General features: G+C 72.7%; 13 protein-coding genes. 6 read left to right on the top strand and 7 right to left on the bottom strand.

Annotation, left to right across the window (positions count from 1 at the left end; all coding sequences use genetic code 11):
* Positions 1–229: 229 nt before the first annotated feature.
* From ACFXPK_RS11785 to eccE, 3 genes are all read right to left on the bottom strand, one after another.
* The gene (locus ACFXPK_RS11785; protein ID WP_385074233.1) at positions 230–3,781 is read right to left on the bottom strand and encodes an SCO5717 family growth-regulating ATPase; all 3,552 of its coding nucleotides are present in this window, start codon (positions 3,779–3,781) and stop codon (positions 230–232) included.
* 383 nt (positions 3,782–4,164) lie between these two features.
* Positions 4,165–4,893, bottom strand: coding sequence for a hypothetical protein (locus ACFXPK_RS11780; RefSeq protein ID WP_385006809.1), 729 nt, complete (start codon positions 4,891–4,893; stop codon positions 4,165–4,167).
* Between the two features lie 152 nt (positions 4,894–5,045).
* On the bottom strand, positions 5,046–6,329 hold the full coding sequence (gene eccE / locus ACFXPK_RS11775; RefSeq protein ID WP_385074230.1) for a type VII secretion protein EccE: 1,284 nt from the start codon (positions 6,327–6,329) through the stop codon (positions 5,046–5,048).
* Between the two features lie 199 nt (positions 6,330–6,528).
* On the opposite strand from eccE, the gene eccB reads away from it, so the two are divergent.
* The 4 genes from eccB (at position 6,529) to ACFXPK_RS11755 (ending at position 10,529) form a co-directional block, all read left to right on the top strand.
* A complete protein-coding gene (eccB, locus tag ACFXPK_RS11770; protein WP_385074227.1) occupies positions 6,529–8,070 on the top strand; it encodes a type VII secretion protein EccB in 1,542 nt (513 codons plus the stop codon).
* Positions 8,071–8,102: 32 nt separating this feature from the next.
* Complete coding sequence (gene mycP / locus ACFXPK_RS11765; RefSeq protein ID WP_385074332.1) at positions 8,103–9,392, top strand: type VII secretion-associated serine protease mycosin; 1,290 nt, start codon at positions 8,103–8,105, stop codon at positions 9,390–9,392.
* Positions 9,393–9,815: 423 nt separating this feature from the next.
* A complete protein-coding gene (locus ACFXPK_RS11760; protein WP_385003964.1) occupies positions 9,816–10,163 on the top strand; it encodes a WXG100 family type VII secretion target in 348 nt (115 codons plus the stop codon).
* A gap of 57 nt (positions 10,164–10,220) precedes the next feature.
* A complete protein-coding gene (locus tag ACFXPK_RS11755; RefSeq protein ID WP_385003966.1) occupies positions 10,221–10,529 on the top strand; it encodes a WXG100 family type VII secretion target in 309 nt (102 codons plus the stop codon).
* A gap of 273 nt (positions 10,530–10,802) precedes the next feature.
* On the opposite strand, the gene ACFXPK_RS11750 is transcribed toward ACFXPK_RS11755, so the two are convergent.
* From ACFXPK_RS11750 to eccCa, 4 genes are all read right to left on the bottom strand, one after another.
* Complete coding sequence (locus ACFXPK_RS11750; protein ID WP_329822963.1) at positions 10,803–11,036, bottom strand: DUF397 domain-containing protein; 234 nt, start codon at positions 11,034–11,036, stop codon at positions 10,803–10,805.
* 262 nt (positions 11,037–11,298) lie between these two features.
* Positions 11,299–12,306, bottom strand: coding sequence for a hypothetical protein (locus ACFXPK_RS11745; protein ID WP_385074223.1), 1,008 nt, complete (start codon positions 12,304–12,306; stop codon positions 11,299–11,301).
* Between the two features lie 32 nt (positions 12,307–12,338).
* Positions 12,339–12,746, bottom strand: a complete 408-nt coding sequence (locus ACFXPK_RS11740) for a hypothetical protein (protein ID WP_385074220.1) — start codon at positions 12,744–12,746, stop codon at positions 12,339–12,341.
* Positions 12,747–13,118: 372 nt separating this feature from the next.
* Positions 13,119–17,069 (bottom strand): type VII secretion protein EccCa, encoded by a 3,951-nt coding sequence (gene eccCa / locus ACFXPK_RS11735; protein WP_385003980.1) that lies wholly within the window; start codon positions 17,067–17,069, stop codon positions 13,119–13,121.
* A gap of 163 nt (positions 17,070–17,232) precedes the next feature.
* On the opposite strand from eccCa, the gene eccD reads away from it, so the two are divergent.
* Together eccD and rpsO are read left to right on the top strand one after the other, a co-directional pair.
* Positions 17,233–18,729, top strand: coding sequence for a type VII secretion integral membrane protein EccD (eccD, locus tag ACFXPK_RS11730; RefSeq protein WP_385074217.1), 1,497 nt, complete (start codon positions 17,233–17,235; stop codon positions 18,727–18,729).
* Positions 18,730–18,912: 183 nt separating this feature from the next.
* Positions 18,913–19,203, top strand: coding sequence for a 30S ribosomal protein S15 (rpsO, locus tag ACFXPK_RS11725; RefSeq protein ID WP_319685150.1), 291 nt, complete (start codon positions 18,913–18,915; stop codon positions 19,201–19,203).
* Positions 19,204–19,260: the final 57 nt, after the last annotated feature.

Here is a 19,260-nt window from a genome sequence, read left to right as displayed (position 1 = left end):
GTTACCGGAGCGTTCGGCTTCGGGACGGTGTGCGCCGTTGGGGGGCCCGGGGGGGCCCCCGGGGGGGGGGGGGGCCCCCCCCCCCCCCCCCCCCCCCCCCCCCCGACGGACGCCCGGCCGGCCCCCCCCCCACCCCGCCCCCCAAACCCCGGGGGGGCCGGGGCTCAGGGCGGCGGGGCCCCCCCCGACCCCCCGGGCCCGCCCCTCATTGGTCTCTACCTCTGACGCCCTACTGCTGAGACGCTGGCGGCGCCCCGGGAGGCTGCTGCTGGGACCACCAGGCCGGCGGTACGGGGCGCTGCCGTTCGGGCTCCTCCGGCGGGTCCGCGGGCGCGGCGTGCGGGGGGGCGTGCGGGGGGCGCAGACCGTACGCGTCCGGGTCGGCCGGCTGCCCGGACGGCGGCTGCGGAGGCCCCGCCGGGCTCGCCGGGGGCTGCGCCGGGGAGGGCGGGGGCTGCTGCCACCCCTGCGGGACCCCTGGACCGGGCTGCGGCCCGCCGTACGGCTGCTGCGGCGGGTACGCGTACCCCTGAGGCTGCTGCTGGGGAGGGTGCGGCGGCTGCGCCTGCTGGGGCACGGGCGGCTGCGGGTACTGCTGAGGCGGATAAGGCTGCCCCGGGACCGGCTGGCCCGGGACCGGCTGGCCGTGCACCGGCTGGCCCGGGACCGGCTGGCCCGGCGCGTGCTGCGCGGGGTGCGGCGCCCCGTACGGCGCCTGACCGTGCGTCGGCTGCCCGTACGGCGGGCCCTGCGGCGCCTGCCCGTACGGCGCCGGTGCCTGTCCCTGGACCGGCTGCCCCTGCATCGGCTGTCCCTGGACCGGCTGTCCCTGGTAGCCCGGCATCGGCGGCGCGAGGTGCGGCGGCGGCTGGCCGTCCGCCGTCCACAGCCCCTGCGCCTGCTGCGCCCGTACGAAGTCCTCGGCGACCAGCGCCGAAAGGTTGAAGTACGCCTCGCGCGTCTTGGGGCGCATCATGTCGAGGTCCACCTCGGCGCCCGCCGAGAGATGTTCGTCGAACGGCACCACGACGACGCCGCGGCAGCGCGTCTCGAAGTGCTGCACGATGTCGTCCACCTTGATCATCTTGCCGGTCTCGCGGACCCCGGAGATGACCGTCAGGGACCGCTGCACGAGATCGGCGTACCCGTGCGCGGAGAGCCAGTCGAGCGTCGTCGACGCGCTGCTGGCGCCGTCCACGGAGGGCGTCGAGATGATGATGAGCTGATCGGCGAGGTCCAGTACGCCGCGCATCGCGCTGTAGAGCAGGCCGGTGCCCGAGTCGGTGAGGATGATCGGGTACTGCTTGCCGAGGACGTCGATCGCGCGCCGGTAGTCCTCGTCGTTGAACGTCGTGGAGACGGCCGGGTCCACGTCGTTGGCGATGATCTCCAGACCGGACGACGCCTGCGAGGTGAACCGCCGGATGTCCATGTAGCTGTGCAGGTGCGGGATCGCCTGCACCAGGTCGCGGATGGTCGCCCCGGTCTCGCGCCGTACGCGGCGTCCGAGCGTGCCGGCGTCGGGGTTGGCGTCGATCGCCAGGATCTTGTCCTGCCGCTCGGAGGCGAGCGTCGAGCCCAGCGCGGTCGTCGTCGTGGTCTTGCCGACGCCGCCCTTGAGGCTGATGACCGCGATCCGGTAGCAGGAGAGCACCGGCGTACGGATCAGTTCGAGCTTGCGCTGCCGCTCCGCCTCCGCGGCCTTCCCGCCGATTTTGAAGCGTGAACCACCGGACGGATTGCGGCTGCTCTTGGCCTTCTGCTTGTTGTTGCGCAGCAGACGGTCCGAGGACAGCTCCACGGCGGCCGTGTAGCCGAGCGGAGCGCCCGGTACGGAGCGTTCGCGCTGGTCGTGCGCGACGGCGGAGGGCCACCCCGCGCCGGTCCGTGGATCGACGGGCGGCAGACCGGGCGCGGCCTGCGGCAGCGCCTGGTGGAGCTGTTGAGGCTCACCCGGACGGGGCCCCGGGGCCTGCTGGGCCGGGAGATGCGGCGCGGCGGGCGCGAGCGGATGGGGCGCCGGCGCGGACGGCGGTACGGACGGCGGTACGGACGGCGGTACGGAAGCGCCCGCGCCCGGTCCGCCCTGCTGCTGCGGGAATCCGTAACCGCCTTGCTGGGGGAAGCCGTACCCGCCCTGCGGCGCGGGAGGGTACGCCCCGGCCGCGGGTACGGGGTGGCCCGGGTGACCCTGCTGCGGGAAGCCGTAACCGGCGGGCGGTACGGGGGCATTCGGCGCCGGAGGCTGCGGCGCGGACGCCGCGGGCGGCAGGGCGGCGGGCGGCTGCGGCACGGGCGGTACGGGGGCAGGAGGTACGGGCGCGGCCGGCGGGGCCTGGCCGGTCGGCCCCTCCTGCTGCGGGAAGCCGTAGCCGCTCCCCGGCTGCGGGGCGGGCGGCAGCGCGGGCCACGCGTGCGCGCCCTGAGGCTGCCCCTGGGGCGCACCGGGATGCTGGGCCTGGGGCGGCACCTGGGCCGGGGCCGCGGGAGGGCCGCTCTGCGGCGTGGCGGACTGCTCGGCGGGCTGCGCCGGTACGGGCGGCCACTGCGGCGCCGCCGTCGGCGCGGCCGGCTGGAACGCGGGCGGGAGCGGCGGCAGTCCCGCGCCCGGTACGGCGCCCGGCGGCGGCGCCCAGGGCTGGGCCGGCGCGGGGGCCGGGGGAGCGTCCTGGGGCTGGTCGGCGGGGACCGCGTCCTGCGGAGCGGCGTCGGCGACCTCGGCGTCGGCCGCATCGGCCACGGAGTCCGCCGGTTCCGCCGCGCCGGCCGCGGGCACCGCGTCGGAGGGCTCGTCGGTGGCGCCGTTCTGCGGCGGCGCCGGGATCGCGCCCGAGGCGGAGTCTTCGGAGGGCTCGGAGGCTGCCTCGGCAGGCGCCTTGGACGCGGGCTCCGGCTGCGGGGCGGGTTCGGGGGCCGCGTCCTGTGCCGCTCCGTCCGCGGTTCCGTCCTCTGCGACCGCCGCGGCAGGGACCACGACGGCAGGGACCGCCGCGGCAGGGACCGCCGGGGCCGGACCCGGCGCGGCGTCCGGCGCCGTGGCCCCGTCGGCCATGCCGCCGTCGGCCGCCGCCCCGTGCGCGCCGGACGAGGCGCTCGCGTTCTCCGCGGGGCCGGCGTCCGCCGCGCCACCGTCCGCCCCGTCACCGGGCGTACCGGGCGCGCCGCTGACGTCCTCGGCGTCCGACGGGGCGGCGCTGTCCGCACCGTCCCCACCGACTGCCGCAGGCGCACCCGTGCCCGTAGCGGTGGCGGGCTCCGGGCTCGCGTCGGCGTCCGACGGTGCAGGCGCGCTGTCCTTCGCCGCCTCGTGCTTCTCCATCTCACGCTTCAGCGCCGTCGGGGAGAACCGCATCGTCGCGCCGCTCTCCACGTCGCCACCGCCGAACGGCTCAGGCGCTCCTGGCGCGGACACCTGAGCGGCCGGAGTGGCCGGAGCGGCCGGAGCCGCGGGTTCCGGGGCGCGGGCGGGCTCGCCGCCAGGCTGCGAGGCGGGTGCGGCTGGGGGAGGGGGCTGCGGCGCCCAGTTGGGTTCGAAGCCGCTGCCCGCGGGCAGTCCCGGCACCGCGACGGGCGCGCCGCCGGGCGGCGGGGGAGAGTTCGTGAAGGCCGGTGCGCTCGTCGCACCACCACCGGTCGTGTCCCCCGGCGCGTTCTGCGTGTACCAGGCGGGCGGGGTGTAGTCGATGGTGAACTCACCCGTCATCTCGGGCTCCGCGTCGGACTGATCGTCCGCGGCGGGCCGGTTCCAGCCGCCGCGGATCTCGTCCCGATCGCCGTTCACTTTGCCTCCTGGTGTGGTCGAGCACCCTTGTGCCGTGGTGGGTGGGGGCGGCCGAAATCCGTCACTCCGGTCCGCCCGGCTCTTCCCCTTGCGACGCGGCCGGTCTGCCCGCAGGTTCTCGGCTCCCGCGCCCACACCCACCCTAATCGCCAACGGCGCCGATACGGCAGGGCGGACCGTCCCGTCAACGCCCGTCCCGTACGCCGCCTCCCGCCCCCAAGTGGGGCCCCTCGCGCGGAGCGTGGGATTCCGGCGCCGTACGGGGCGGGCGCACGGAAATACGAGGAGGGGCAAGCGTGGCCGAATCGGTACATCGGCCTTCGAGGCGACGGGCACAACCGCACCGCGTGCGGTGGCACCGTGCCGTTCCGTACCGCGCCGCGTCAGTCCATCCGGCGCGCGCTGCCCAGCAATCCGGTCTCGGCGTCCGTCGCCTGCGTCATCACGAACTGCCGGTCCCGCGGGGTGCACCAGAGGGTGACCCCGTCGGAGAGCGTCGACAGCGCCTCCGTCTCGGCGCGCGGCAGGCTCATGATCCGGCCGATCTGCGCCGCCTCGTCCGGCGACACCCGCTGGAGGCCGACGAGCGCCGACTTCTCCATCAGCCGCGGGGCCACCGGGCTGAGATACGGCAGCAGCGTCAGCACCGACTGCCACGGGGCCGACACCACGCGCCCGCGCGGCGGCCGCATCCCGCAGTCCCGGACCACGACCACCGGGCTGCCGGCCGAGGCGCCCTGCGGCGGCACCCGCCCCACGTCGTGCAGCGTGATGCAGGGAGTTCCGCCGCCCGCCGCCTGCGCGAGCCCGGTCCAGACATGCGCGCGGCCTGTCTCCACGGCGATCCGCGCGCCGGTCGCCGCGGCCCGCAGCACCAGCACCTGCGCCGTCCACAGGCCGCCGATCAGGGTGATGTCGTACGGAGTCGGCCGGTTGATGCCGAGCACGGCGGGCCGGTTCCCCGCGTCCACGCCGATCACCACCCCGTCGTCCCCGACCGGCAGTGCGAGCGCCTCCAGCTCGTCCAGGGAGAGCGCGTGGCGTTCACGGCGGGGTCCGAGCAGCCCGAAACCGATCCGTGGCTTCCCCCGGCCGCCGACCGGCTCCCGCATCCTGGCGGGCACCGAAGCCGGATCCCCCGCCGGACCCGGACCCGGACCGGGGCCCAGCCCCGAACCCGTAACTGCACCAGCACCAGCACCAGCCGGACCGGAAGTCGAGGCCTGTGCCGGCATCGGCACGGCCCCCGTGGTCGGTACGGACATCAGCGAGTACCCCCGAGCGGAAGAGTGGCGAGCATCGCGGGCACCTGCTCGCGGTCCAGGCGCACCAGCCCGGTCTTCACCCCGCGGGCCGCGCGCTCCAGTTCATGACGGGCGGCCACCAGCTCCTCGTCGCTGCGCCCCGTGATCCGTACATGTCCGCTGACCGTCACCCCCTGCCGCTCGCCGCGCCCCAGCGTGAGGCTGAAGGTCGTGGCCAGCGCCGGGATCGAGGTGAGCAGCGCGACGAGCTGCGGCATCGGCGCACCGCCGCCGCCCAGCTCCGGCCAGCGCGCCACCCAGTACGAGGTGTGCCTGCGGTCGTCGCAGCGCCAGGTGCGCGACGTCTCCATCGTCCGCCGCGTGGGCGCCTCCGTACGTCCCGCCTGCGCTGTCGCCAGCGGACTGGCGCAGGACGAGATGGCTATCGCCGAGGTCAGCTCCTGCTCGGTCAGCACCGCCGCGCGGAATCCGGCTCCCGCCAGACGGCTGGAGAGCTGGTCCGCCGCGCGCACCACACACTTCTGGGCACCCAGCAGACCACCGCCCCGTGCCGCCACCGCTTCGGGGCAGAGTTCGGGGTCGAGCTTGAGCGCTATCCAGGTGATCCGTACGGCCGGGGAGCCCGTCTGGGCCTGCAACGGCGCGTAGTTGCGGGCCGCCACCGACTGCTCCGGCAGATGCGGGGCAGGGGCGGGCTGCGTGTGCTGCACGATCTGGGCCGACTCCAGCCGTACGTCGTCCACGTCCAGCGCGTCCCGTACGAGACGGACCGGCAGCGGCCTGGCCGAACGGTCGGGGCGCAGCGCCGTGGTGTCCGACTCGATCTGGAGCACCACCGTCAGGAACGTACCGTCGCCGATCATCCCGACCGGGCGCCGGTCACGGTCGCTGTACGCGTACGTGCGCAGCGCCGGGTCGCACTCCACGGCGGGCGCCAGCCCCGGCTCCGTACCGGCGGGAAGCGCCAAGGAGGCGGCTCTCCGCGTCCGGGCGCGCAGCGCGAGGGCGGTCGCGAGCCAGTCGGGCAGCGCGCGCCGGTGCCTGCGCACCAGGGCGAGCAGCACCAGCAGGGTGGCGAGCACACCGGCGGGGACCAGCATGAGGGGACTGATCACCCAGGCCACCAGCAGCAGAGCCGCCGCCAGCTCGATGAGTACCAGTTGTTGCATTCGAAAAGGTCCGAAATGCCCTGGCCGCGCCTTCAGTCCGGGCGTCGCCTGGCCTGGGGAGGCGGCGGTGGACGGCGCGGTCGCGGCAGGCCGCGTCTGCGTCGCTGAAGCCATGATGGAGAAACCCCCGATTTCGTCCCGATCACCCTGGCCGACCAGGGTGTTGGCAGCCCGGTCACCCTACCCGCCCCACCATCACGCCCGGTCTACAGGCATAGTAGGGGGCCGGTCCGACAGTCAGGCAGGGCCCGGGGGCCATGCCGACGTGCCCTGCCCCCGGGGGCGACCGAGCCTTTTTCATCGATGGGGACTCATGGCATCACGGCGGGATGAGCTCAACGCGTACACCTTCGCGAAGAAGCGCACGGTGGCCGCATTTCTCCAACCCTCGGCCACAGCGGCGGAGGAGGGCGCACCCAGACCCTTGCGCGCCGTCGTCCCCGGTCTGATCGTCGGCGCGGTGATCCTGGCGGGGTTCGGCGCGTGGGGGATGTTCAAGCCCACCGCGCCGAAGGACTGGGCCCAGCCGGACACGAAGGTGATCGTCGGCAAGGACTCCACCACCCGTTACGTCGTTCTGAGCACCGGCAAGGGGAAGCAGAAGGAGACGCTCCTCCACCCCGTGCTGAACCTGGCGTCCGCGCGCCTCCTGCTCACTCCGAAGCAGTTCGCGGTCATCCAGGTGCCCGACAAGATCCTCGACGCGGGCAAGCCGCCGCGCGGCCCCATCCTCGGCATTCCGTACGCGCCCGACCGGCTGCCCAGCGACACGGAGGCGGCCGAGCCCAAGCGCTGGGCCGTCTGCGAACAGCCGGGCGGCGGCAAGGGCGGCAGCGTGCAGAAGGCCGCGTTCCTCTTCGCGGACCGCGACTTCGCCAGGACGGACGGCCGGCAGCGGCTGAGCGGCGCCCAGGTGCTGTACGTGCAGGGCCAGAAGGGCGACCGGTATCTGGTCGACGCCCAGGGCACGAAGTACCTCGTGAGCGACAAGCCGAGCGACAACCTCACGCGCGCGCTCGTCGGCGGCCGGGAGCCGCAGGCCGTCACCGACGACTGGCTGGACACCCTGCACACGGGCAGCCCCGTCGACTTCCCCGAGGTCCCGGGCGAGGTCGCCGCGGACGCGGGGGTCGGCGGCGGGCTCACCGAGGAGCAGGACCGGATCGGGAAGGTGCTGCTCGCGCAGACCGGCGCGGGGCCGCAGCACTACGTCGTCCTCCAGGGCAAGGTCCGGCCGGTGTCGGAGTTCACCGCCTGGCTGCTGATCAACTCCCCGCAGACCGGCGACCTGGACATGGGCGGCAAGGCCGACACCGTGGACGCGCAGTCGCTCACACCGGACACGGAGCCCTTCGGCGCGGAGAACCGCTGGCCCGAACGGCGCGCCACCCAGGTCAACACGGAGAGCGGTGGAACCGCCCGCGACACCGTGTGCAGCGTGCTCCGCTCCGTCGACGACAAGGGCCGCGCGACCCTCTCGACCTGGGCCGGCACGGAGTACCCCGCGGATGTCACCGCGGCGGGCACGAGCACGTACGTCACCCCGGGCAGCGGGCTGCTCTACACGCAGGTACGGGGGCGGCAGACCAACCCCGACGGTTCGCTCTTCCTGGTGACGGACACCGGACTGCGGTACGCGGTCCAGGCGAACGGGGACAGCGACACGGCGCGCTCGGAGATCGGCACGGGGGAGGGGCAGGAGCAGCAGGACGGCCGCCCCGAGCCCAGCGACGCACAGATCAGGCTCGGCTACGAGAAGGTCACCCCGGCGCTGGTCCCGATCGCCTGGTCGGAGTTCCTGTCGAAGGGGCCGCGCCTCGACACCAACAGCGCACGCCAGCCGCAGGGCTCGTGAGGGGGGACGGGGACCCGATGCCTGACGTACGCATGCCTGATGTACGCGCGCCTCACGTAGGCCTGAGAACCGCCCTGGTGGCCGCTGTGACGGCCCTGACGGGGCTGACGGCCCTCCCCCCGGTCCACGCGGCCGAGCGGTCCGCGGAGCAGCCGGCAGCGGCCTCCCGGGGCCTCGGGATCGACGGCAGCGGTGAGTGCTCGTTCCCCATGAAGAAGCAGATCGCCGGCACCCCCTGGCCGCTCCAGCGCGTCATCCTCGACGAACTGTGGGCGGACACCAAGGGCAAGGGCGTGCGCGTCGCGGTCATCGACACGGGGGTCGACAACACCAACCGGCAGCTCAGGAAGGCCGTCGACACCTCCGCCGGAACCGAGTTCCTCGCCAAGAAGATGGAGAAGGGCGCCGACGGCGACGGTACGGACGACAAGGTCGGCCACGGCACCAAGGTCGCCGGGATCATCGCGGCGCGCCCCCGCAAGGGCACCGGCTTCGTCGGACTGGCCCCTGAGGCCACCATCATCCCGATCCGCCAGAACGACGAGAAGAACAGCGGCCAGGACACCACCATGGCCGAGGCGATCGACCACGCGATCGCCGAGAAGGCCGATGTCATCAACATCTCCCAGGACACGACGAAGCCGTTGACGGAGGACTCCTCCCTGGGCCGCGCCGTACGCCGCGCGCTCGACGCGGAGATCGTGGTCGTCGCCTCGGCCGGCAACGACGGTGTCGACGGGCGTCGCAAGAACACCTACCCGGCCGCCTTCGAGGGCGTCCTCGCGGTCGCCGCCTCCGACCGCAACAACGAGCGCGCCGCGTTCTCCCAGTCCGGGACGTTCGTCGGGGTCGCGGCGCCGGGCGTGGACATCGTCTCCACGGTCCCCGGCAACGGTCAGTGCGTCGACAACGGGACGAGTTTCTCCGCCCCGTACGTCGCGGGCGTCGTCGCGCTGCTGCGCGCCAAGCACCCGACATGGAAGGCGCACCAGATCGTCGCGCAGATCGAGCAGACCGCGGAACGCAGCGTCAACGGCCATGACGACTTCGTCGGCTGGGGCGTCGTCGACCCGGTCCGCGCGCTGACGGAGGACGACCGCGCGCCCGAGTCCCCGCGCCCCGACCCGGGCCCGCCCAAGGCGCCCGCGCCGGAGCCCGCGCACCTCGCGCTCTCCGAGACGGCCCAGGAACGGTCGGAGCGGTACGCCACGTACGCCCTGGGGATCGGGGGAGTGCTCGTCGCGGTGGTCGCCGGCTCGGCCACGGTCCTGCGCGACCTGCGACGGCGCGACGCACGCCGCCGGCCGCGACAGCGGGCCTGAGGGCCCGCCGTACGGGGGCGTCCCCCTTTGCGATGAGTGACGAGTTCCGGCGAGTGAAGTCGATCTCTCTCCCGAAACCGGTGTTGGGGGCCGGAGTGGATATGGCTAAAGTGACCGTGGCTTCACGAGTGCGATGAGGCCCATGGGGTCGACGGGGGTCATGGGGGACCTGACATGGCGGGGGACATGCTGGACGGCGGAGGAGATTCCCGCCCTCCGGCCGGCGAGACGTACCGCCCCTTCCGACGGGGAATCCATCCTCACCCATTGCTTCCCCCTCTTCTGAGACACGGGGGCAAGCGCGACGTACGCACGGGAACGTCCGGGGAACTCACCACGGCCGGTTCCGGCGGCGCGCGCGAAGAGAAGAAGCCCGGCGGCGATCGCGTATGCCGGGCCGGGAACCGATAGATAGGACTCCGGATGAGCAGCTCCGCAGGTGGGTTCGGACTTTCAGACGACCCGATCGTCCAGGCGAAGAACAAGGTCACGGAGACCAAGCAGCAGGTCTCCAAGCAGGCCAGGGAGCTGGCCGACATCATCGCGACGGCCAGCGCCGGATGGACGGGTGTCGGCGCCTCGGGCTTCGTCTCCGCCCAGGTGATGATCAACGAGGATCACGACGCGATCCTCCGTCTGCTCACCGTTCTGGAGAACGCCGTCGGCCAGACGAAGAACCTGAGCAACGAGCAGGACGACGAGGTCCGGGCCCAGTTCGCCGCCGCCAGGACCGAGGCGTCCCAGAACACCTCGGGCCTCAACAACATCTGACCCGACCGACCCGCTCGCGGCCCTAGGGCCGATCGACCACACATCGAGGAGAACACCATGGCCGGCACAGATCCGGGCACCCGGGTACGGTACGAGAGCGTCCAGGAGATGGCCAACCGCATCCGGACGGTCTCGAAGAACATCGTCCAGGACCTGGAGCAGATGGACCAGGCGCTCAAGGTGGTCACCGACACCTGGGACGGTGAGGCGCACCGTGAGTACGAGGCGATCCAGCGCAAGTACAAGGGCAACGCCACGCACATGAGGGATCAGCTGGAGAAGGTCGCCAAGCTGATCGAGAGCGGCAAGGACGGATACCGCGCCACGGACGTGAAGGCGTCGCGGTACTTCACCGAGGCGTACTGACCGGCCCGGGCCGGAACGGAAAGGCCGAAAGCACGGGGAGGGGCACGCACCGTACCGGGCGTGCCCCTCGGCTTTTCTCCGGCCGCCGTACGGCCCCACCGGGCTCCGCGCCGGAAGCCCCCGCGCCGCTTCACCGGGCTCCGTGCCGGAAGAGCCCCGCGCCGCCCCACGGGGCTCCGCGCCCGGGAGAGCCCCGCGCGGCCTTACCGGGGCGCCTGGGCCGGGAATCGCCCCGCGCGGCCCTGTCGGGCCCTCACCGGGCCGCCGCCCGGCTCACTTCAGGTCGAACTCCCCGTCCCGCGCGCCGAGGACGAACGCCCGCCACTCGGCCTCGGTGTACCGCAGCACGGTGTCGTGGTCCATCGACGACCGCATCGCGACGGCCCCGCCCGGGAGATAGGCGATCTCGACCCGCTCCTCGTCCGGGCTCGTGCCGGGAGCGCCCTGCCACTCCACGCCACTGATGTCCAGCGCGTACAGCTCGTCCTTCTCCTGCTGAGTACCCATCAGGGGCCTCCCCTTCTTCGTCACGGTACGGAGTTGCAGACCAAAGTATCCGTAGTCGGCGCCGTCCTTCACGCCGGATACGGCGCATCCCCTCTTCCGTGCGCTCCAGGACCCCAGGAGCCGAGCTCCGGAGGCCTGGCGTTCGTCGAGCAGGAAGTACGTCTCCTCACCACCCCGCACACAACCTTCCGCACGGGCCGGCCCTTGAGCGACACGGTCAGCGCCGGGTCGTTGACGACGGGTGGCCTGGCGAACGGGTCCTTCACTCGTCCAGCGTGCGCAGTGCGGCGCTGTAGGCCGAGTCGGCAGAGGTACGGCAGGTCCGCACCAGGCTGTCCAGCGTCCTGTCGTCCGTCTCTCGGGCGGCCGACCAGATCTCCACCAGCCGGACCCCCTGTTCCCGCAGCTCCGGGAACGCGTCCTCGGCCTTGGCCGAGCGCACCCCGGACCTCCATGTCCCCACGAGGTGGCGGACCGGATCGTCCGCGTACGAGGGCGGCCGGACCGGCCCGTCCGCCAGCTTCGTCACCACCGTGCTCCGCCAGCGCTCCGCCCCCTTGCCGTCACGGCCGCGCAGCACGTCCTCCGCCACGGCGTCCAGGGTCGCCAGTACCCGCGCGCTGTTCGACAGGGGAGCGGACAGATCGAAGCCACGGGCGTCCTCGGCCACGTTCGACAGCGCCTCGGAGGCGCGCAGCGTCTGCGCGTCGCGTACGGCGACGTAGGCGAGCGGGTCCTCCGACACCGCGCGGACGACCCGGAGCAGACTCTCCCGGGGCACGGCCATGTGGTAGCCGTCCTTCTCCTGCCAAGGACCCGCGGACGGGGAGCCGTTCTTCGTGTACGCGGCGTTCCCGGTGCCGAGGAGAGCGTGGACGTCGCCCGCGTAGTCCGCCAGCGCATCCGCCACAGGACCACGGAGAGCGGGATCGAGGGTGTCGTCGCCACGCCGCTCGACCTCCTTGGCGAGCGCCGACAGCACCGTTCGCATGGCGAGGGCCTGCCCGGAGGTGTGCCGCCCCGACGAGTCGGCGACGGTTGCCTTCCTGACGGCCTCACCGAGGCCCGCACAGCTCGTCCCGGACTCGGCGTCCTCACCGAGCACCTCCTGGACCCGCCGGTCCGCGAGGAGGCCGTCACAGGGCCCCGGGCCCTCGTCGTTCCCGAGGAGCTGCCAGGCGCCGAGCCCTCCGACCGCGGCCAGGGCGACGGCGATCACCAGGCCGGTGGTGCGGAATCGGCGCGTACGGCGTGGGGGCTGTTCGGGCATGACCTTCCTTACGGCTCAAGGGCCTTGTGTTCTCACGGACCGGGCTGTTCACAGCTCGGCCGAAACACGAGGAACACGCGCGCACCGTAACGACAGGAATGTCCGACACGCGGCTGACGCCTGGGGACGCTGATGTCCGGGCAGTGGTGTTTCTTCCCTGCGGCATCGACGAACGACTGGAAAAGCTTCCGATTCTTTTCAGTGTAGTGATCTTTTCCCTGGCCCAGGTTCAGATCCCGGTCCCCGCCGTTCCAGTTCATTCCGAAATGGACACTGGTGTCGCCGCACTTCAGTACCGCACTGTCCGGATTGATCCGGCCTGCGCTGTTCGGCAGATCACGAAAATCCTTCTCCCGAACGGTGGTCACGCTCTGCCCGTGCCCGGGCGACACGGTGCCCCGTAGAGCATCCCCCCGGTCCCAGCAGGACTCCGGCAGCATGAGCCACCCTCTTCCGCCAGACGCGTGTCCGGAACCGGAAGTCGGCCTTCACCGTGCAGGTTCTCAACGTGACCTTCATGTCCTCCCCGCCGAGGGAAGATCCTCCCTGCCGAGGGAGAAAGCCGGTCCGCCGAAGGAGAAAGCCGGTCCGCTGAATCGTGCGGTGGAATTCCGGAGCATCGGTGCTGCCGCCCTGGGAATCCGTCCGGGAGATCCGCTTCGTTCTCTTTTTCCCTCCGGCGCCCGGCATCTCTTTCGCGCGGAATCGAGGCCCGACGGTACTGGTTCCGCAGCGGTCGGTTCACTCCGCGTCGTGACATCAGTTCAGGCGCACCCGCCGGGCGCCCACCGCACACGCCCGGCGCACGCACCTCACACGCCCGGCAGTTGCCCCGTCTGCACCAGCGGGTTGCCGCGCCGTCGCGAGGCGAAGTAGCCGCGGCCCGGCGGCATCGGGGTCGCGCGTACGCGGCCGATCAGGTCGCCCTCGGAGGGGTCGCCCGACAGGACCACGCCCTGGGCGCCCAGTTCCAGGACGCGCTGCATGAAGGGCTCGTACAGGGCGCGTGAGGCGCCCGCCGCGTTCCGCGCGATGATGAAGCGGACCCCCGTGTCCCGGGCGAAGGGGAGGTACTCCGCGAGCGGTGCCAGGGGGTTGCCCGAGTTGGTCGCCACCAGGTCGTAGTCGTCGACGATGATGAAGATCTGCGGACCGCTCCACCAGCTCCGGTCCCTGAGCTGCTGCGGCGTCACGTCCGTCGGGGGCTGACGGCGCGCGAAGACGCCGCCCAGCGCCTCCATGTGCATCTGCATGGAGGAGGCCATCGGCGCGTACTCCAGCAGGTGCGGCTCCGACAGCGACCCCAGCAGCGTCCGCCGGTAGTCGCCGACCACGAACTTCGCCTGGTCGGGGGTGTACCGCTCCGCGAGCTGCTTCGCGATCAGCCGCAGCAGATTGGTCTTGCCGGACTCGCTCTCGCCGAAGACCAGGAAGAACGGGTCGGTCTCGAAGTCGACGAACACCGGCTCCAGGTTGGTCTCGTCGATCGCGACCGCTACCCCGGACTGCGGGAACTCGAACCCCTTGGGCAACTGGTCCGCCGGGAGCTTGCGCGGCAGCAGCCGCACCGTCGGGGCCGCCTGCCCCGCCCAGTGCGTCCGCGCCGCCCGTACGAACGCCGCCGTACCCTCCGAGAGGTCCTCGGCGCCGTTCACCCCGTCGACACGCGGCAGCCCGCCCATGAAGTGCAGCTTCTGCGGCACCTGGCCGCGGCCCGGCACCCCCGCCGGGACGTTGGCCGCGACCTTGCGGTCGAACTCGGAGTCCATGACGTCACCGAGCCGCAGTTCCAGCCGCCCGAGCATCTGGTCCTTGAGCGCCGCACGCACCTCCATGTAGCGCGCGGCGGTGACCACCACATGGACGCCGTAACCGAGACCACGCGCGGCGATGTCGGAGATGACCGGCTCCAGCATGTCGTAGTCGTTCCGGAAGCCGCCCCAGCCGTCGATGACCAGGAAGACGTCGCCCCACGCCTCACCGGGCAGCTCGCCCGCGGCGCGCTTGCGCCGGTACGTGGTGATCGAGTCGATGCCGTGGGAGCGGAAGAACTCCTCGCGCCGGTTGAGGACGCCCAGCACCTCCGCCACCGCGCGCCGCACCCGCTCGGGGTCCAGCCGTGAGGCGACCCCGCCGACATGCGGCAGCTCCGCCAGCGAGGAGAGCCCGCCCCCGCCGAAGTCCAGCGCGTAGAACTGCACCTCCCGGGGCGTGTGCGTGAGGGCGAACGACGAGATCAGCGTGCGCATCAGCGTCGACTTCCCGGACTGCGGACCGCCCACGATCAGCATGTGCCCCGCGGCCCCGGAGAAGTCCCGGTAGAGCACCTCACGGCGCTGCTCGAAGGGCTTGTCGATCAGTCCGAGCGGTACGGTCAGCCCGCCGGGGCGCGAGTACTCCGTCGCGTTCAGCCCGCGCGCCTCCGTCACCGCGATCCCCGGCAGCAACTGGTCCAGCGTCGGCGCCTCGTCCAGCGGCGGCAGCCACACCTGGTGCGCCGGCACGCCCTGCCCGTCCAGCCGCCGCACGATGACGTCCAGCACCGTGTCCGCCAGCGCCTCGTCCTCCGACGCGGGCACGAACACCGCCGCCGGGTCCGGCGCCGCGTACACCACCGGCACCGGCGCCGCGGTGAACAGCACGGGGCGCCGCTCCACGGGGAGCTGCCCCACCGACAGGTCCGGCCCGCCCGCGCGGTAGGTGCCCGAGACGTACGCCGCCTTGAACCGCGTCATCTCGTCCGTACCGAACTTCAGATACCCGGAGCCCGGCACCGACGGCAGGTGGTACGCGTCCGGCACCCCCAGCGCCGTACGCGACTCCGCGGCCGAGAACGTGCGCAGACCGATGCGGTAAGAGAGGTACGTGTCGAGACCGCGCAGCTTGCCCTCCTCCAGCCGCTGCGAGGCCAGCAGCAGATGCACACCGAGCGAACGGCCGATCCGGCCGATCTGGATGAACATGTCGATGAAGTCGGGCTTGGCCGTCAGCAGCTCGGAGAACTCGTCGATGACCAGCACCAGAGAGGCGAGCGGTTCCAGCGCGGCGCCCGCCGACCGCGCCTTCTCGTAGTCATGGATGTTGGCGTAGTTGCCGGCCGACCGCAGCAGCTCCTGACGGCGTTGCAGCTCACCGCGGATCGCGTCCCCCATGCGGTCCACCAGCGTCAAGTCGTCCGCCAGGTTGGTGATGACCGCCGCCACGTGCGGCATCTGCGACATCCCCGCGAACGTGGCACCTCCTTTGAAGTCCGCGAGAACGAAGTTCAGCGTCTCCGAGGAGTGCGTGACCGCCAGCCCCAGCACCAGGGTGCGCAGCAGCTCCGACTTGCCGGACCCCGTCGCGCCGACACAGAGCCCGTGCGGCCCCATGCCCTCCTGCGCGGCCTCCTTCAGGTCCAGCATCACCGGACCGCCGTCCTCGCCGACCCCGATCGGCACCCGCAGCCGCTCCGCCGTCGACCGGGGCCGCCACGTACGGGCCACGTCCACGGCCCCCGCGTCGCCCAGGCCCAGCAGATCCGTGAAGTCCAGGTTGGCCAGCAGCGGTTCGTCGTCGTCGCCCCCGCCCGTACGCAACGGGGCGAGCTGGCGCGCCAGCGCCTCCGCCACGGGCAGCGAGATCCCGTCGGGCACCCCCTCGTACGCCAGGCCCCCGCCGGACTCCAGGCGCAGCCGTCCCGGCCGTACGACCACCGACAGGCCGCCCCGCGGCTCGTCCAGCTCCCCGGGCACCACCTCGACGATCGTCACGCCCTGTACGCCCTCGGCCGCCGCGAACAGCGAGTCGGGCGGCACCATCCCGCCGTCCAGCACCACCAGCACATGCGGCTGGTCCAGCACGGGCGAGCTGTCCCTGCCGAACCGCGGACGCCCCTCCAGCCGGTTCTGCAGCAGCCCCTCCAGCTCCCCGAGGTCATCGCCGAACAGCCGCTTCGTACCGGCCCCGTCGATCTGCCCGGGCACCTGCGTGTGCGGCAGCCACTTCGTCCACTCCCAGCGCCCCGCCGATCCCGGCGACACCACCACCGCGACCATCAGGTCCTCGCAGGAGTGCAACGTCACCAACTGGGCGACCAGCGCACGCGCCGTGGCCTGCGCCGACTCCTGCTCCCCGGAGACCGTCACGTGGTAGAAGGCGCGTATCGACACCGCCATCGGCAGCCCGTCCAACGAGCCGTGCACCGCCAGGAACCGCTGCATCGCACCGGCGCACAGCGGCTCCAGCTCGTCCACCGGCGCCGTCTCCGGCGCCACCAGCGGTGTCGCGAGCTGCTGCGCCCCCAGACCGATCCGCACCTGGCCGAAGTCCTTGTCGCCGACGCGCCGTTCCCACACCCGCGTCCCCTCGGCCACCACCGACCAGAGCTGCTCGGGAGCCGGGTGCAGATAGAGCTGCGCGTCACGCTGCGCCCGCGCCGTCCTGCGCACCGTACGCCGCGTCTGTGCCAGGTACTTGAGGTAGTCGCGCCGTACATCGGCAATTTGCCCCTGCGTACCGCGGCGGTACCTGGCGATCTGCGCGGCGACCATCGCGACCGTCGAGACCAGCATCAGAACGCCCATGATCCGCATGAACGGCGGCGCCTGGGGCGAGAAGAAGAAGACCACCGACGAGCCCATGCCGAGCACCGGCAGGACCTGCATCAGCATGCCCTCCTGCTGACCGCGCGGCAGTTCGGGCGGCGCTTCCAAGGTCAGCGCATCCGAGGGCACTTCCGGCGGAAGGGACCGTGGCGGGCGTTTGACAATGATCTGGCTCACCGGCGTATCAATCCCTCAAGACGGTCGGGCGATTCCGTACCGGCGCCCCCGTGGCGACGGCTTCGCTCCGCGCGACGGTGATCCTACGTGCAGCCGTGGCGCACCCCTCCCGGTAGGGTGACGCGCGCACCGTGCGCAACCGCGAATCAGGGGGTCCAGACACGTGAGTACGACCGCAGCGACCGGCTTCTGCCGCGTCACTGTCGTGGCGCCGGACAGCAGGATCGATGTCGCCCTCCCGGAGGACATCGCCGTCGCCGACGTCCATCCGGAGATCCTGCGGCTCACCGGCCAGACCCAGACAGCGGGCACCCCCACCGGCTACCACCTCGTACGGCGCGACGGGACCGTCCTCGACGGCGCCCGCACCCTCGCCGGTCAGCAGGTGCTCGACGGCGAGATCCTCAGCCTCCGCCCCTTCGCCGAATCCCTGCCGCCCGCCGTGTTCGACGACGTCTCGGACGCCGTCGCCTCCGCCGTACGCCGCGACCGCCACCTGTGGAGCGACGACCTGCTGCGCGGCGCGGGCCTCATAGGCGGCGTCCTGCTCCTCGTCCTCATGGGCTTCGTCCTGTGGTTCGCCGACCCCGTACGCCACGACATGCACGGCCTGCCCGGCGTCATCGCGGGCGTCGCCGGCACGCTGCTGACCGCCTTCGCGGGCGTACGGGCCCGGGTGTACGCGGACCGCGCCACCGCCGTCGCCCTCGGCCTCGGCGCGCTGCCCCTGCTGCTGATCGCCGGCTCCGGCATCCTCGCCCCCGAGGCGGGGCAGGGACCGGGACGGCTCCAGTTCCTGCTCGGCTGCGTCACCGTCCTCGTCGCGTCCGTCGTCCTGGTCGTGCTCACCCCGAGCGGCGACGCGCCCTTCGTAGCGGCCACGTTCCTCGCGACCGTCGGCACCCTCGCGACCTTCGTCATGATCCTCACCGAGGCGTCGGCCACCGACACCGCCGCCGTCTGCGTCCCCGTCGCCGTCGGCCTCGTCGCCTTCCTGCCCGGCCTCTCCGCGCGCTTCGCCCGCCTCCCCATCGGCTACGCCTCGCCCCGCGCCGCGACGAACGACGCCTCCGACGGCACGTACGACGGGTTCGGCGCGCTCCCCGACCCCAACGCCGCCCCCGACGCCGAACCCGTCGACGCCGCGCGCATCGCCGCCCAGGCCCGCCGCGGCCACGAGATGCTCCTCGGCCTGGTCGGCGGCTGCGCGGCGGTCGTCGTCGGCTCCGCCGCCGTCCTCGGCTTCTCCGACACCGTCTGGGCGCAGCTCCTCGCCCTCACGGCCGGCCTCGCGACGCTGCTGCGCGCCCGCCTGTTCCGCTACACCTCCCAGGTCGTCTGCGCGCTCACCGCGGGCATCTCCGCGATCGCCCTGCTCATCCTGGGGCTCTCGCTGAACCCGCCCGCCGACCACCTCAGGGAACTGCTGGTGTACGGCGACCGCGGCGCCCTCGACATCCGTACGATCTGGCTCACCGCGAGCGTCGCCGCCGGCGCCGCCCTGATCACCGCGATCGGCCTGATCATCCCGCGCAAGGGCCTCTCCCCGTTCTGGGGACGCCTCCTCGACCTCGCCGAGGGCGCGGTGCTGCTCTCGCTGGTGCCGCTCTGCCTCGCCGTCCTCGACGTCTTCAGCGCGGCCCGCGCGCTCACCGGCTGACCACTGCGAGAGGCCCGCCCGGGGGCTGGTACCCTGGGCGATGGCCGTTTGTGTACGTGACCGCCGAAGCCCCTGGCTCGACGGTCGGCGCGCAACGGATCTCCCGCCTCCCGAGTAACGGAAGCTCCCCAGAGTATTCGACCTGGGGCACTCGGTGGCCACGAAGACTCACGAGGAGTACGCGTGTCGCTCGACGCCGCTACGAAGAAGCAGATCATGACCGAGTTCGGCACCAAGGAAGGTGACACCGGCTCCCCCGAGGTCCAGGTCGCCATGCTGTCGCGCCGGATCTCGGACCTGACCGAGCACCTCAAGCTCCACAAGCACGACCACCACTCGCGTCGTGGTCTGCTCATCCTGGTCGGGCAGCGCCGCCGCCTGCTCCAGTACCTGGCCAAGAAGGACATCCAGCGCTTCCGTGCGCTGGTCGATCGCCTGGGCATCCGCCGCGGTGCGGCCGGCGGCGCCAAGTAACACGCCGTGAAGGGAGCGGTTCCCACGTCCAGGGAACCGCACCCTGAGCCCGATGTA

The organism is Streptomyces sp. NPDC059142, assembly GCF_042755665.1.
Classification (GTDB): Bacteria; Actinomycetota; Actinomycetes; order Streptomycetales; family Streptomycetaceae; genus Streptomyces.
Note: the sequence above shows the minus strand (reverse complement) of the source record. Positions and strands in the feature narration are given on the sequence as shown.

Excerpts from the sequence above, each read along its gene's own strand:
- mycP (WP_385074332.1), top strand. The coding sequence starts at position 8,103 with ATGCCTGATGTACGCGCGCCTCACGTAGGCCTGAGAACCGCCCTGGTG.
- ACFXPK_RS11750 (WP_329822963.1), bottom strand. The coding sequence starts at position 11,036 with ATGGGTACTCAGCAGGAGAAGGACGAGCTGTACGCGCTGGACATCAGT.
- ACFXPK_RS11740 (WP_385074220.1), bottom strand. The coding sequence starts at position 12,746 with ATGCTGCCGGAGTCCTGCTGGGACCGGGGGGATGCTCTACGGGGCACC.
- ACFXPK_RS11745 (WP_385074223.1), bottom strand. The coding sequence starts at position 12,306 with ATGCCCGAACAGCCCCCACGCCGTACGCGCCGATTCCGCACCACCGGC.
- ACFXPK_RS11780 (WP_385006809.1), bottom strand. The coding sequence starts at position 4,893 with ATGCGGGAGCCGGTCGGCGGCCGGGGGAAGCCACGGATCGGTTTCGGG.
- ACFXPK_RS11755 (WP_385003966.1), top strand. The coding sequence starts at position 10,221 with ATGGCCGGCACAGATCCGGGCACCCGGGTACGGTACGAGAGCGTCCAG.
- ACFXPK_RS11760 (WP_385003964.1), top strand. The coding sequence starts at position 9,816 with ATGAGCAGCTCCGCAGGTGGGTTCGGACTTTCAGACGACCCGATCGTC.
- eccE (WP_385074230.1), bottom strand. The coding sequence starts at position 6,329 with ATGGCTTCAGCGACGCAGACGCGGCCTGCCGCGACCGCGCCGTCCACC.
- eccB (WP_385074227.1), top strand. The coding sequence starts at position 6,529 with ATGGCATCACGGCGGGATGAGCTCAACGCGTACACCTTCGCGAAGAAG.